Source organism: Paenibacillus agaridevorans (genome assembly GCF_018604145.1).
Taxonomy (GTDB): domain Bacteria; phylum Bacillota; class Bacilli; order Paenibacillales; family Paenibacillaceae; genus Pristimantibacillus; species Pristimantibacillus agaridevorans.
The window spans coordinates 1,795,942-1,811,126 of the sequence record NZ_CP075889.1 but is presented as its reverse complement, the minus strand read 5'-3'; the positions used below and the strand labels follow the sequence as shown (position 1 = coordinate 1,811,126).

Annotated in this window: 8 protein-coding genes; 1 reads left to right on the top strand and 7 read right to left on the bottom strand. The window is 51.9% G+C overall.

The window, feature by feature from the left end; translation table 11 throughout:
- Positions 1-9: 9 nt before the first annotated feature.
- Both KJW29_RS07210 and KJW29_RS07205 read right to left on the bottom strand, forming a co-directional pair.
- The gene (locus KJW29_RS07210; RefSeq protein WP_214629268.1) at positions 10-825 is read right to left on the bottom strand and encodes a sugar phosphate isomerase/epimerase family protein; all 816 of its coding nucleotides are present in this window, start codon (positions 823-825) and stop codon (positions 10-12) included.
- A 5-nt stretch (positions 826-830) separates the two neighbouring features.
- Positions 831-2,774, bottom strand: a complete 1,944-nt coding sequence (locus tag KJW29_RS07205; protein ID WP_214629267.1) for a DUF8769 domain-containing protein — start codon at positions 2,772-2,774, stop codon at positions 831-833.
- A 269-nt stretch (positions 2,775-3,043) separates the two neighbouring features.
- On the opposite strand from KJW29_RS07205, the gene KJW29_RS07200 reads away from it, so the two are divergent.
- Positions 3,044-5,377 (top strand): AraC family transcriptional regulator, encoded by a 2,334-nt coding sequence (locus KJW29_RS07200; protein ID WP_214629266.1) that lies wholly within the window; start codon positions 3,044-3,046, stop codon positions 5,375-5,377.
- Positions 5,378-5,491: 114 nt separating this feature from the next.
- Here the strand turns inward: KJW29_RS07200 and KJW29_RS07195 are convergent, their stop codons facing one another.
- From KJW29_RS07195 to KJW29_RS07180, 5 genes are all read right to left on the bottom strand, one after another.
- Positions 5,492-6,775, bottom strand: coding sequence for a glycosyltransferase family 2 protein (locus tag KJW29_RS07195; protein ID WP_214629265.1), 1,284 nt, complete (start codon positions 6,773-6,775; stop codon positions 5,492-5,494).
- 20 nt (positions 6,776-6,795) lie between these two features.
- A complete protein-coding gene (locus tag KJW29_RS36455) occupies positions 6,796-6,930 on the bottom strand; it encodes a hypothetical protein (RefSeq protein ID WP_281426339.1) in 135 nt (44 codons plus the stop codon).
- 119 nt (positions 6,931-7,049) lie between these two features.
- Positions 7,050-12,509 carry a fibronectin type III domain-containing protein gene (locus KJW29_RS07190; RefSeq protein WP_214629264.1) on the bottom strand — a complete coding sequence of 1,820 codons (5,460 nt, stop codon included), beginning with the start codon at positions 12,507-12,509 and terminating at the stop codon, positions 7,050-7,052.
- An 80-nt stretch (positions 12,510-12,589) separates the two neighbouring features.
- Positions 12,590-14,182, bottom strand: coding sequence for a type 2 periplasmic-binding domain-containing protein (locus KJW29_RS07185; protein ID WP_214629263.1), 1,593 nt, complete (start codon positions 14,180-14,182; stop codon positions 12,590-12,592).
- Between the two features lie 115 nt (positions 14,183-14,297).
- A complete protein-coding gene (locus KJW29_RS07180; RefSeq protein WP_214629262.1) occupies positions 14,298-15,176 on the bottom strand; it encodes a carbohydrate ABC transporter permease in 879 nt (292 codons plus the stop codon).
- Between the last annotated feature and the right edge of the window lie 9 nt (positions 15,177-15,185).

The window sequence follows — 15,185 nt, the reverse complement described above, 5'->3', positions numbered from 1 at the left end:
TTCCAGGCGTTACATCGCCCACCATTGCTGCAAATCGGTAATTGTTTGACGAATATCCGCTTTCTGCTGCTCTCCCGTTATTTCTCGTTCAATAATAAATTCGCCTTTGAATCCGAGTTGCTTCAACCCGGAGAGAAACTGTGGAAAATCGACCTGCCCCTGGCCTGGGGCCACTTCAGCCCCGAGAGCGTCGCCGCTTGTCGGATACATGCCATCCTTCACATGAATATTCCGAACGTACTTGCCAATGACACCCAGCGCGTCCACAGGGTTCCCCTTGCCGTACATAATAAGATTGGCCGGGTCCAGATTGACACCCAAATTCCCCGTTCCCACTCGATCGATCGTCCTTAACAGAACAACAGGCGTTTCCTGTCCGGTCTCGAACCAGAATTCCAGCCCCAGTTGCGCACAATACTGAGCCACTTCTCGAATGGCTGCCACTACTTCCTCATATTGAGGATCGGTCATATTCTCCGGTATGAAGCCGCAATGCGTAATAATCGCCGGCACGCCAATCCAGTTGGCGAAGTCTGCCCACCGCTTCAACGCCGCCACCCGTTCCGCCCTTACGGCTTCTGGAACAATACCTAGCGTGGTTGGTCCCTCGGCGAAGTCCCATACCAGCCTTCCTGGGACACCTGCCCAGAACGCGCATATACGGACATTCTGCTCCTCCGCCTCTCTCAGCACCCGCTCCGCCATTTCCCGTGTGGCAAGACTCATGTCCCAGCCGCATAACTGACATACGTCCAGCCCTAGCTCACTGACTCGGCGGAAGCAATTGTCGGTTGCATGCAATTCCGTGATGATGCCAATGTTCATATCCTTCACTCCGTTTCGCTCATGAATGGAAGACTGCTGTAAGACAAACCGCTCGTTGCGAGCGGTTTAACTACAGGAACCCTTCCATTAATCTCCATATATTTGATGCCTTCCGTTGATGGACTGTATTCGCAAGCCAGACTGAGGCCCGGCCGACTGTAGCTCGTGTGCCGAATTCGCGTTCCTCTCGTATGCACATTGGAATAGAACCGGTCTTCAAGCAAAGCTCCCTTCATCAGCTTGCGAAATGCCTCAAAGCTGCCGTGCTCGGACACACTCCCGACTTCCACAACAAACCCGTTAGCCATTGTCAGCAGTTCCTGCCTCCCGAAGTCCCGCTCAGGACCCGTGTAATTACAGAAGGAGACCAGCTTGTATGCGCCCGACATATCTACCTCAATCGCCGCTTGGCCGAAGCTCTGGTCATCATGGGCGCCAAGCAGCGGCAGATACGCCATAAACACATCGGCATCTCGAACGAATACTGTAAGCGAGTCGGCATACTCGACTCGCTGTCCCTCGCCTTCGACTCTGCAACTTCCCACCCATATTTCGTCGACACTCCCGGAGTAACAAAGCGTTAGTTTAAGCGAGCTTATCTGCTCCGCCTTCTCCAGCTTTGGCCGGTACAGGAGCATCGCGCTGCTCTTATGCTGCACGCCAATCTTCCGGCCTTCATCCTCCAGCAGCACCTCTCTTGCATCCGGCTTCCTGTCATTGACAATGTATCTGCAATATACCGTGCGAATAGCGCTCTGATGCAGGGCGGGCCGACTCTTCCGATACAGCAGGTGGAAGGAATCGGTCTGCACGCCATTATGAAATTCATGCGAGGATACACCAAGGGCGTAATCCTCGGTCATATACGTCGAGACAACGCCTGATCCCGCTGCGTATTCATCGATATAATCCTTCCGCTCTCCCGAGCGCTCCATGCCGGAAGGCGGCGCCCCCGTCGATGAGCTGAACTCCGTCGTGGCGATGAAGCTGAACGGATAAGTGCGGTTCAGTGCCCATTCCACCAGGTAAGCCGGACAATGATATTGTGTATCTATCTGCCATGCCGACAGAGCCTGCATATAAAACGGCCAGCCGTGAATCACTTCCCCTTCTTGTCCATTAGGGGAACTAAACAGCGTATTCAGAGGATTAACAGGCAACGCGTCGCCAAGCACCGCATACAAAATATCTCTGGCATGATGCGAGTGGCCGTCAGAGTTCACTGTATATGCGCGCGAATACGGCCCCGCCATCTGAGAAGTTTCCTTGTGGTACCTTCCCAGCACCTCAACCCACATACGTTCCTCGCATGAAAGCGCTAGCTGCCGCATCTCTTCGTCTTGGATCAATTCCGCAATTTCGGCCATGGCCAGCACCTGTAGCGGCGTATAGGTAGGACTGGAAAATTCGCTGGTCACCCCTCTACGCTGCAACAGCCGTTTCAACTGTCCCAGTCGCACCTTGCCCTTCTCGTACAAGTCCGGCCTTTGCAGCAGTTCCCCGCCCACAAGCAGGATGGCGGTGCCTATACAAGGGAAATTGTCATTCACACCAACGAAGTCCATCCCATCATCCAGAAAGTGATCCCAGACGGTATCCAAATATCCGTAAAGATGATGTATCGTTGCTGGTTCTAATCGCGTTCGATTCCTGACAAGCAATTGAAGAGCGTTCAGAGGCGAGAATTGGCATCGCTCATACGCGGATGTTCGAATAATCACATTTGCCTTGGCGATCTGTTCCGGGAGCTTAGAATCCAGATATGCAGCGGCATAACAAAGTCGGTGATACAGCGAAGGCGAATACGCGACCTTCCACTGACTGTCCTCCTCCTGCGTCAGCCATTCGCCATGGTCATTGAAACGATGAATCGTATATTCGGTTACAAGTGCATTAAAATGTCGACTGCGCAGGCGTTGGCCTTCCTGATCGTAGTATGTGGCTGACATAACATTCCCTCCCGATTTGACACTGCCATTCCGTTCTTCGAACATTTCCCCTTACAGCATAAATCGAAAGGAAAAACCAACTCAATGTTCATTTATTTGGCGCGCAGAAGTACAGGAGAATCGTTGTTTTGCAGGGGAAGCGGGCCATTGCGCGGCTTCGCTGACTCGCGAGACAAATTAATGAGAATTGAAATGGAACGCCGTTTCTCTTACGATGGAATAATAAGACCCTACGATTACAAGAATCACAGAGATAAGGGGGAGCATTGTTGCGGGTTTTATTTCGAATTCAACAATATATCAATCAGAAGTTGCTGCTGCTGCTGCTCGTCCTGACCATTATTCCCGTAGTGGGGTTCGGCACCATTGCTTACATCATGGGAGCCAATCTCATTAAATCAAACATCGACCAGTTGTCCCGTTTCTCTCTGCAGCAAGCTCAGGAGCATCTGAATCTGACCATTACCCAAATTGAACAAAACATCAACCAGTTCGCGATTCAATCCAATGTTGTGGAATTAAGCAATATCGGCACGCAGACATCGCTTGGAGCAAAACAGTCATCCAATATCATGCGTAATGATCTTGCAGCCATGACCTCGTCCCATGACGTGCTGGAATCCATCTATTATTATCACTTTGCGCAGAAGACCGTTATCAGCTCCGCGCTTGTCACGGATGTCGGAAGCGGATCCATTACCGATCTGGGCTGGTTGCCCTTCGTCGAGCAAGGCGCGCAGCAGTCCAGGAACAACTTCTGGATACCGGGGCGACTGCAGAACAACTCCGAATCCGGCAATCACAAGTGGATTACGTATATCCGCTTTACCCCGCTATTCTCTTCCGAGCATCGGGCAGCGCTGATTGCCAACACTAGCACGGCCAAACTGGCTCAGGTGATTCAGAAGCTGCCGATTACGGAAAATGGCAACGTGATTTTGTTCGCGCCCGATGGAAACATCATCCTCCAGAGCGGACATATACCTGCGCTGAAAGACGATGCAAGCCAGCTTGTTTTCGATTCTTATCTCCGCTTGAGCGACAATACCCAAGCAAGCGAGATGCGATATGACGGCAATAACTATCGGTTAGCCTTTTCGAAAGCGGGCAATGGCTGGATCTTCGCCGCGGTATCGCCTATGGACCGCTTGTTCGCACCGGTCAATGACATTAAAGTAATGATTCTGCTCATTACTGGCGTCCTTGCAGCACTCGCCTTTATGCTGTCGCTGCTCGGCATCAAGCAGCTGCAGGGCAATCTGCGACGAATCGCAAACGCGCTGTTCAGGAATACCCCGCACATTAATACATCAGTGCCATCGCTTATGCAACATAATATCGATGGCATTGAGCGAGGCGTATCGAATCTCATTGAAGAGGTACAGGAAGCAAATATCCGTTGGCAAGAGCATTTGCCTCTGTTGAAAACCTACTTCCTGTTTTCGGTGCTGCTGGATCATACGGCAACAGCGAAGAAGCTTGCTCCGCAATATTCAAGCGTCGAACCCTTCTTCGAGCATCCCAATTTCATCGTATTCATATGCGAGATGGACGAGCCGCCACCCGAAGCACGCTTCGCAGTCGCCGACGAGCCGCTGTTTCTGTTCGCAGCCGGACAGATGATGGATGAGCTGTTGAAGGAGAAGGTGCGCGCTGAAGTTATGGTTACACGCAAAAACGTGCTTGCCATCCTGAATTTGCCCGATCAGTGGGAGACTAACGATATCGTGTCCATTGCCGATCATTTGCGCGAGCAGATCCGGATCTATCTGAAGCAAACGATGACGATAGGCATTGGCGCTGCCGTAAGGCAATTCAGCGACATATCGTCCTCCTATTATGACGCGATGAGCTTGTTACAGCACAACTGGATGAAATCAGGGGATGCCACTCTTTCCAGTCATCAGAATGGGGATGCATTGTCGAACCGAGCGTTCAACTACCCCGCTGAAGAGGAAGAACGAATGATCGACGCTATACGGTCAGGCGATGCCAAGTTGGCGGAGCACAGCTTTGAGCATTTTGCGAGCTATCTCGCTCAGCGCCAAGTGTCGCCGCATATAACCAAAACCTTTTATCTACAATTGCTGGTTTCGATTGTTCGAGTGCTGCAAGACTTCGAAGAAGACCTGCAGCCGATATTCGCTGCGCGAAATCCGTTTGCTGAATTTATGGCGCTGGATAATCAACAAACAGTCCGAGGCTGGCTCAAGAACGAAGTGATCGCTATTGCAGCCCAATATATTGGAAATCGAAAAAATCGACGTAAACAAGATATGGTCGCTTCGGCATTACGAATCATTGAACAAACCTATCGTACCGACCTGAGCCTGAAGCAGGTAGCGGATCAACTCCAGATTAGCACGCCGACGCTCAGTCTCGTATTCAAGGAGATACAAGGGGAAAACTTTATTGATTACATCACACGTTTCCGTGTCGAGAAGGTTAAGGCGATGCTCCGCGACACCAACCTGGTTATCGGGCAGATTGCCGAGGAAGTTGGCTACAACAACGCTCAGCAGCTTATACGCGTCTTCAAGAAGATCGAAGGCATAACGCCAGGGGACTATCGGAAGCAACAGGAGGTGGGCCAGACGCAATAGAACGCAGATAGACAAGGTTTAACAGCTACGTCTTCCTTTGACGGCGCAGCCTTTACGGCTTCTGCATATCAAACAGGCGGCGACGTCCCACCGGGGGAAGTCGCCGCCCTCTTCTTAGCTGACAACATCTGTAGACACTTGTTCGCGCTCTGTCTTGATCCATCCCCACTTCCCTGTCGCCATTCTGTAGAAAGCGATCATGGATGCCAATATCCAGATGGATGACGCGTATACGGCGAACGTAACCATTAACCCTGGCGTGACGTACCAGGGCAGCTTCATTCTGGAAATTCGACTGTATGTCGGCAAAAATATTAGCTGTATCGAAAACGCCATCACCAGTTGAATGGCCATCGGAACCCCTGACCCGTATCGGGCCAATGATCCCATCCACATACTGTGTACGTTCACCCATCCCAATAAGGCGGCTGCGCCTAATGCGTAGTCTGCGGCCAGTATAATCGGAGTTATAATCATCAACAAATATAATGACGTATCCAGCTTGGTGATCAGCCGGCTATCGCTGCGCCAAAGCGCTCCGATCCGCCCCCACACTTGATAGTGGCCTTGAACCCAGCGAGAACGCTGCTTCAATAGTCGGGCGAAGCTGGTTAAGCCATGCTGAACAACAGGCGTTCTCCCGGTAAAGCATATCCGCTGCCCTTGGCCAAGCAGCGCTATCCCCAGATCAATGTCTTCCGTTAACGCGCGGCTCCATGGACGATCGCCTAGCAATTTCATCGATTGATACCGCGTGAACTGCCCGTTGCCGCCCATAGCCACCGAGGAAATCCAATTGCGCGCTTTTTGAATGAGGTGGAAGAAGGCTTGAAACTCTATATCTTGCATCAGCAGCCACAGATTCTCGTCGGCCCCCTTGATCGATACCGGAGCTTGAACCGCTCCGATATCGGCGGATGACTGAAACGTCGCGGCAACCTCGCGGAGTACACTTTGCCTCAAATAAACGTCCGAATCCGTCACTCCAATAATGATCCTGTCGTCTCCCAAATCCGGAAACCATTCCCCCAATTGCGATTGTACCCACACATACGCCATATTCAGCGCCATACCTTTGCCCTGACGGGCATCAGGCACTTTGCGCTGCAACAAATGAATGCGGTCACCTACGTATGGCCGAACAACATCTCCCGTGCCGTCGTCCGAGCCATCGTCAATAATGACAACATGCAGGCGAGCCTTCAGCAAGGACATCTTGGCGCAGGTTTCGCCGATTACCAACGCCTCATTTAATGCCGGCACTAGCAACACGAAACCTAATTTGTCCAGATCGGGCTCGGGCGTCTTGAACGCTCTGAACGACCATATATACATCATAAGATAGTAGACGAACAGCATGCCGAAAAAAACGATAAACAGATCTGCATTCAGGGACATGCCGATTCCGCCTTTCCTTACTATTGCGTCACAGCATCCATTCCATGGACGGCAAACAGAATATATACAAATAGGATCAAAACGACGGACATCACGGTGAGAAATGTTTTTCCCTGCTTCAGCGTTCTAGGCGCCGCTGCTTCCTCCTCTGGCATGTCGTCTCCCCTCCTTCCATGCGACTCCTATCGCTAAGCGCTCTCAAGCCGGGAGAAAGTCGCCCAATGACAGCGGCTTTCCCTTCGGCTTGATGGATCCGGTCGATGTCGATCGCTTGTTATCGATTGTTCACATACGTCAGCAATCCTTGAACTCCCGAACTGTCATTGCCGCCCTCCACAACCAAATGCAAATAATATGCGGCATTGCCATATTGGCCTTGATTCAAGTACCAGAGCGCATCGCCGTATCGGCTGTCGCTTAGATCCCGACTGTGTGCTGCGTCCTCCGCAATTGCCTCTGGAACGTTCGCCGCTGCTGCCAGCAAAGTATATGCCGCATACCCTTCATCCAGATCGCCTTGCTCCATCTGCAATTGCGCCTGCTGCTGCAATTGTGCGGTCGCATAAGCCATCATCGCAGCTACGCCAGTGCTTGTATGGCTCTGCGAAACCTCTCCCAGCCAGTACACCGCGTTGTACCAATCATGTTCGTTCATATAGAACCAGACATCGCCCATACTGCCTCCAGTCTCAAGGCTGCTCGCGGCATCCTGCGCAAACTCCGCTGGAATGCCGTTGCCGCTTGCCAACAATTGATAGTGGGCGTAGGCGGTTCCGAATTGTCCTTGCTCCGTCAAGCTTCGCGCCTGGTCCTGCAGCCTTGCTGCCACATAACCGATGAATGCCGCCATGCCTGAGCTATTGTTGCCGCTCCCAATCTCATTGCTTAAGTAATGTACTGCATTATAGAGATTGTTCTGTTCATAGTAATACCAGGCCAATCCCGCATCCCCGCCAGCAGCGATACTGCTCGCAGCGTCGGCGGCTATAAGCGCCGGAACATCCTGGCTTTCAGAGAGCAGCAGGTACGCCGAATAAGCTCGCGGGAAATTCCCTTCTTTCATAGAATCAATCGCTTGCCTCTGCAGCTCTCCCGCAGTAGCGCCTATCTCGACCGCAAGATTGCCATTTCCCCCGTTGATCGCCATCTGATAATAATAGAGAGCGTTGTACGCATTGCCATGATTGGCATAAAACTGCGCCATTTGAACCAGCGGATCTTCATTAGGCTGCTCCCCATGTCCTTCGTCGTCTTCTACAGTAAACCGGATACGAAGAGCCTCGCTGTAGTTCGAACGATGGCCCGCTTCATCGAACGCAACAATAACATATTCATAGCTTTGTCCGGCTGACAATTCGTCTGACTCCCATGAACGCGCCGGACTCAACACCTCATCGACCCATACACCGTTCCGATAAATATCGTAGCCGTGCACGCTGACGTTGTCGAAGGCGGCATCCCATGACAACTCGCGTGTCGTACCGCTGCCAGTCGCTGTCACCTGACTGCCGGCCCCCCAGAACGGAGCCCGATTGTCAACAAAGGCATCCGCCAACTGAACTTCATTTACGGGATTTCCTCTGCGTTCAACAGCCAATGCAACATTGCTATAGGTGTTGCCTTTCAGGAGCGGACCGTAGTTGCCGATGCTAATGGAAATCCCCTTATTAAGATCCAACAAACGATTGTTCATAATTGTGATGTTCGTAATATCGCCCGCAGCCGACGATGGATTGGAATCGCTGCTAATGAGCCCCGCCCACGACACAATGCCGGATTCCGCCGGCGTTTCCGTATTTTGCAGCGGGATAGCAGTGGGAACGCCTTCAATTCGATTATCCGTAATTTCGATGCCGAATGCATGAACCGCATAATATTGACCCGATACGCCATTACGCTGAGCATGTACAGCAATACCAGCATGTTGGCTGCGACGCGACACGCCGGTGACGATATTACCAGTAACGCGGATATTATAGCTTGGCGTCATTCTTGATTGTGAACTGACCTGCGAGGTATAGATCAGAACACCCTCCGAGTCGATACTAATATTGTCAGCTGCGACACCATCCACCGCATTGCCGTAGAACCAGATGCCCTTGACATTGTTAATGGACGTATTGCGATAAAATGTCACATTATCATTAGGCGTAATGAGCGTCAGCTTGCTTGTGCTATCGGGCAAGACATCCCATGCCCTATCGATCTCAAGACTGTAGCCTTCTATTGACGTAACGCGTCTGAGCTGTCCCATTCCTGCGCCGTCCGTAATCAGGATGGCCAGATAACTGCTTCGAATCGGATAGTCCTGTTGAAGCGGCGCATGCGACGCAAATGTAATGGACATGTCACTCGCTCCCACTACGCTTCCTTCGTCGAAATACCCTCCCGGCATTTCTACTGCCAACGACTCGCCGTCGTTATAGTTTGTACTCGAGGCCCCCATATTCTCCACAATGTTGGCTTCCATATGAATATGGCTTCTGCCGAACAACCCGTGCGCGTCCTCGCCGAACTGAGGATGATTGATGAGATGATTGCCTGTTACAAAGGAATACAACGAAAAAATCGATACATAACCGACAGCAAATTCAAAGCGATTGTTGCTGTAAGTCGCATAACGGGTCACATAGGTCGATGGCGATGCGGCATAATAGCCGGTGAATTGATTGTTCGCCACGAGGACATCTCTGTCCGCAATAATGGTAAACGCGATCCCCCTGCCAGTGCCTGGCGGCGCCTTCTCGATCGGATATTCGATGTTCACGTTCTGAATGAAAAGAGCGCTCGCCGTCCGCTGCGTGTAATCCGTAACCGCCGTTCCCCAATCATGACCAATCCAGATAAACGAGTCGGGACGTTTGTTCGGGTCTGCCAGCTTCAAAGTCAAACGCGCGACACCGTGCCGTCCTTCACTTTTTCCGTCTCCTGCCGAACGAATAAAATTGCCGCTCCCACCGGTATGATAAAGCTCGGTCGTATTCTCGTCCTCTCCCATCAAGACGACGCCTGCCGGCAAGTCGATGGATGACGCATGATAGGCGCCAGCCGATAAATAAACAACACCGCCGCCCGCAGATTTGGCAGCTGCTATGGCAGCCTGAATTGCCAATGTATCCTCTTGCCCGTCGTTGGCAACCGCGCCATAATCGGACACATCGAAGATGCTGTCCCAAGCGAAGTTGCTTGCCCATGCCATCTGCAGTCCTAACGGATCGTCTCCTGCGGGAACAACCGTCAGCCGCTGCCCGCTTCCGACCCGCGACCAGCTTTCGCCGTTGTCATTGCTGACCTCCACATCATAATCGCCCGTCGGCACATTGCCGCCAAGCTCGAAGCGCAACGAATACGGGGTCAGCTTGGATATCGTCTGTATATAGGTTGTCGAAGCGTCGTCTGTTAATCTGATAAGCGTCTCGGTGGACGCCCCGAATTCGCTGCTGGCGAAATTACGTCCCGACAGCTCGATCGGAATACCCGCATAGGCTTCCGTTCCAGATTGAAACAAGGGACGCGGCGCATTCAACCTCGCTGGCTCGCTCCAGCCGAACGCATTGCTTACCCATACATCGTAGAGGCCTGGCGCAAGTTGTTCGTCCAGGCGTGCGGTGACAAAATATCCGCTCTGCGTATCGAGTTGTACCTTCTCCAGCGCAATTGCGTCGACAGGCGGCACGGGAGATGGCGCAGCTCCGGTTGCAGCCTTAACCAGCACTTGTATGTCGGCAGGTTCGCCGAGCTTCATCCCGTACCCTCGTATGGATAACAATCCGTCCGGCTTCACCGCATCCGACATATTCAAAATGACGGGCGGCTTGTCCCAGGCCGCGTCATGCACGGTCAGCGAAGCAAGCGCCTCTCCTCCGCTCAAAAGTTCCATATCATCGTATGGAACATGGGCTGCGATCACGAATTGCCCGGCATACGGTGGAAGATAAGTCAGATTGGCCAATCCATTACCATCCGTTGTTGCCGCTCCTACAACTCGTGGAATTTGAACGCCGACATAAGGGCCGCGCAGCTCGAAGCCGATCTCCTTGCCCGCAAGCGGGCTGCCGAACGCATCAAGCAATACAACGCTTAATTCAACCGCCTCACCCGGTTCTTCAACCGTATAGGCATCTGGGGTAAACTGAAAATCAATGTTGTGATAAGCCGGAACCGATATCATGACCTCGCCGCTTGCTTCCGAATACTTCATCTCCCTGACGGAGCGCAGCCTATAGACGTAGTCGGTTCCCGCTTCAAGCTCGACATCGAGGTAACCGACTTCATCGCCCTCTGCCACCCCTACCGTCGTGAATACGGCGTCGCCGAATTGCTTCCGTTCGATCACGACGTCTTGATCGGTATCATCATTGTCCCAGGTTAGCTGCACATTTCTTGGCGCCGTATATACGGCGGCGATATTGGATACGGATTGCTCCAGCATTTCATCGAAGAAGTAGCCTTGTACACTGACGTTTGCACCCGCAAGCTTCGTCGCCTTGAGCTTGAAGCTGCCACGCACCTCGAAGGTCAGGTAAACGCCGTTCTGAATACTTGACGCCGTTTGTTCTGCCAGCAGGTTGTTCTGCATATCCAACAGCTCGAACTTGGCAACTACACTGTCCACACTGCCGAAATCCGTTGTGTAGATTGTGAAGAGATGTTTCTCGTTATCTGTTAACTGGAAGGCTTGCTCGAAAGTGGTGCCGCTGTAGACATTGATTTTTTTGCGTTTGCTGTTATCCAGCGGGAATGCAGGATCGCGAAGCGCCCGAATGTCCGTCGTAGGATTGCCTTCATTCCAATAATTGGAGCCGTAGGCGGAATAACTGGACACATAGGATGGCAGAAGCGCTACATCCGGGGCCAACGGATTGTCACGTCCATAGGATAACATCGTCGTATAGAAGGGAAGTACATAGCCGCTCGATCCGTATACCCCGATCCAGTTGCCCTGTGTGGAGGCATTATCCGAAATAAATGTTGCTTCCGCCGACAGCGGCGGCTCGGAAGTGAGAATCGCTTCAACTGTGATGTTATCGAAATCGATCACGCTGGGATTGCCCGTACCGGGATTAGAGAAATTGCCTATGCGCAAATCCAACTCCTCGAATCGGCCCGCGACGAACTCATCGGCTTTTCCATTGCCATCTTCGTTCGCGGCATCGGAAGACGCCAGAACTCGGATCGGAACAGCAACCGAATAATGCTCGAACCGCCCGTCTCCAATGGGAGCGATTGTACGGTTATCGACATACTGTGACACTGCTATATATTGGGTTCGATTCGTCCCGGTAATCGCGCTTTGACCGAACAGCCGGAGAAAAATATGCGGCGACGTCGTCACATTCCGGCTCCTGATATCGTAATCGAAGGAAAGCCGGATCTCATATTCGCCAGGCGGCAGACTGTTCAGCGTCGTTCTCGCCGCATTGCTCTGAGCTACCTTAGGCGTTACGTTCACCCCCGATACGGTAGCGCTTTCAAAAGCGGATACCGTTGCATACACACCGCTGGCCGAGGCCCCGGCGACATTCGTCTTGCCATCTGCCGCGAAGCTCCCGCCGCTGATCGCAAGCAAGCTCGCATTGGGATTGTTAAGTACAGCCGCAGGATCATTGCTCCCTTCGAAATCAAGCTCAAGCAGACTGGTTGTCACATTCTGGGCTTCTGCTTGCTGAGGCGTAATGACGAACCCCCCAACAATGAAACAAAAGAGGATGAAACCATACACGGCTTTATACATGGCTTAGCTCCTTTATTATGAAGAGATAAGGCTGGCGGAAGCCAGCCTCTCATTCCGTACCAATTCATTTGTATATCCGGTTATTGAATGCTCTGATACAGCGCGTTTGCTTCCTTTTCCAGCTCGGCGCCGCCTTTGTCGTTCCATTCCTTCACAAAGTCGTCGAAGGCGGTAAGCGGTAAATCGCCGATAATAATACGTGCGAATGTTTCCGTCTTCAGCTTGATCAGATCTCCCCAATATTTCCCTGACGAAGGGAGAATATCCGATTTCCCGAAAATATCCCACACCGGCTTGTTGTACAGGTTATACTTGTCCAGCATTTCCTTGCCATAATATTTGCCTACGATGTCCAGGTTCGCCTGGGCTCCCCAGAAGGTAGTACCCGTCGAGATATCTACAATGCCGTTCTCTTGCAGCTTGACATTATCGTTGTAAGGATCCGGGTGGATTAATCCGCCCGCCACACCGGCGCCAGCGTCCTTGTATGTCCAGTGTACACCTTCCTCGCCCCATGCGAGCGGCAACCAATACTCTTCATCATTTTGCAACGCGTCCATAATTTCCAATGCCCGCTGCATTTTCTCCGGCTCTTTCTCCAGTTGCTTTCCGAAAGCCCAAATATTCCCTGATGTTCCCCATGCCCAGCCGCCGGATTGCCCGCCTGGTCCCACAGGCATCGGTCCGAAATCAATGGTGCCAGTCGAACTGTTGGCCTTTACCACACTAGCAGCCGAGTTAGGGTTGTCCGCGTCAAGCGACGAAACATGGGCGGCATCCATGAAGGCCAGCTTGCCCGTCGTAAATTTTGTATCAATATCCTTGCCGGTAATAAAGTCAGGATCGATATAGCCGGCTGCATACCACTCTGCAAGCTTTGCTAACGCGTCCTTCGACTCTTGTTGCACAGCGGAGTTCACGACGGCTCCATCCTTCAGCATCCATTGCGGCGGAAGTACACCGTATGCGCCAAAGACGGAATGGAAGGCGTTGTAGAACGACTGACCGTTGCTGCTCATGCCGGTTACTCCAATCTTCTTGAGCGCAGCGAACGCTTCTGTCATCTCGTCGATTGTCGACGGGATGGCGGTTATGCCAGCTTGTTCGAGCAAGTCTGTTCTCCAGAGCTGCTTCGTAGTGAACTGCCCGGTGAAATAGAAGGTAGGAAGACCATAATTGCGGCTGTCGACATTTGTATAGAACCAGCCTTGCGGCGCCTGCTCGTCTATTTTCGCTTTGGTGCGAGGCGCATACTGCTCGATCATCTCCATCGGCACTTCAGCAAGGAAGCCCTGGGAAGCGTATTTGCTAAGTGTCGCAGGATCGAATACAAAAAACACATCGGGAATATCGCCAGCTGCAAACTGCAGCTGCTGCTTTTGCAAATAGTCGCCATGGGCGATTGGATACGTTTTCTTCAGCTTGATGTTGAACATCTCTTCCAGCTTTTTCTGACCATACGAATTCTCGCCGATCAGCCCCGGATTATTCATCCAATCCAGCTCAATCGTCTTCTGCTCCGCCGGCTTCTCGCTTGCCGGCTGCTGGCTTGCTGACGGGCTGCTTGAAGCCGCACCTCCCGTCGACGTGTTTGTGTTGTTGCCGCCTGAACAGCCTGCCAGAAGCACAGCCATTACCAGCGCGATCATTGCACACCCTTTTTTTCTGTTCACTTGTCTTTCGCCTCCTATGTTTATTGTACACTCTATATGAAGTCCAATGGAGGACCGCATATCCTGATTCCAGCCTTGTAGCGGCATTCAGCGCTCGGCAATCGCCGATGCGCGGTTAACCCTTCACGGAGCCTAGCATGATCCCTTTAACAAAAAATCGCTGCAGGAAGGGATACGCAAGTAGGATCGGGAAGGACACGATCATGATAATTGCGCTTTTCAGATTCTCAGGCGTTATTTGAAGCGAATCGATAATCTGATATTCCTGACCCAGATTCGTATCGGGATCAATAACGCTGTGACGCAGAAATAATTGCAGCACTTCCTTGTCCGGAGAGGACATATAGATCATAGCGTCGAACCAGGCGTTCCAATGACTGACGGCAGCCCACAGGGTGATGACCGCCAGCACCGGCATGGACAGTGGCATAATGATTTTGCGGAATGTATACATCTCACTAGCGCCGTCTATTCTCGCCGATTCTATAATTTCATTGGGAATCGCCAGGAAGAAATTACGCATGACAATGACATTAAACGCGCTCACAGCACCCGGCAGTACGAGGGACCAAATACTGTCAAGCAGGCCAAGTTGCTTCACCCATAGATACATTGGTATCAGTCCGCCATTAAACATCATGCTGAACACCATCAGCTTCATAAACCCGCCGCGCATGGGAAACGTGCTTCTTGATAGCGGATAAGCAGTCAAAGCTGTAAATAGCACGATACATGCGATGCCTAACGCCGTTCGTATAATCGTATTGGAATAAGCGACATACAGTTGAGCGTTGTTCAGTACTTTTTGATACGCTGAGAAATTAATGCTTTCCGGGAACAAATGCAACCCCGGCCTGCTAATCGCCGCCGGCTCGCTGAGCGAAATTGTAAGCACATACAAGAACGGATACAACGTCGCGAACCCTAGCAGGAGCAACAGTATCCCATTGCTCCACTCGAATATGAACTCTCCGATTCCCCGCTTTCTCCACATGGGCGTTCC

Excerpts from the sequence above, each read along its gene's own strand:
- KJW29_RS07210 (WP_214629268.1), bottom strand. The coding sequence starts at position 825 with ATGAACATTGGCATCATCACGGAATTGCATGCAACCGACAATTGCTTC.
- KJW29_RS07205 (WP_214629267.1), bottom strand. The coding sequence starts at position 2,774 with ATGTCAGCCACATACTACGATCAGGAAGGCCAACGCCTGCGCAGTCGA.
- KJW29_RS07195 (WP_214629265.1), bottom strand. The coding sequence starts at position 6,775 with ATGTCCCTGAATGCAGATCTGTTTATCGTTTTTTTCGGCATGCTGTTC.
- KJW29_RS36455 (WP_281426339.1), bottom strand. The coding sequence starts at position 6,930 with ATGCCAGAGGAGGAAGCAGCGGCGCCTAGAACGCTGAAGCAGGGAAAA.
- KJW29_RS07190 (WP_214629264.1), bottom strand. The coding sequence starts at position 12,509 with ATGTATAAAGCCGTGTATGGTTTCATCCTCTTTTGTTTCATTGTTGGG.
- KJW29_RS07180 (WP_214629262.1), bottom strand. The coding sequence starts at position 15,176 with ATGTGGAGAAAGCGGGGAATCGGAGAGTTCATATTCGAGTGGAGCAAT.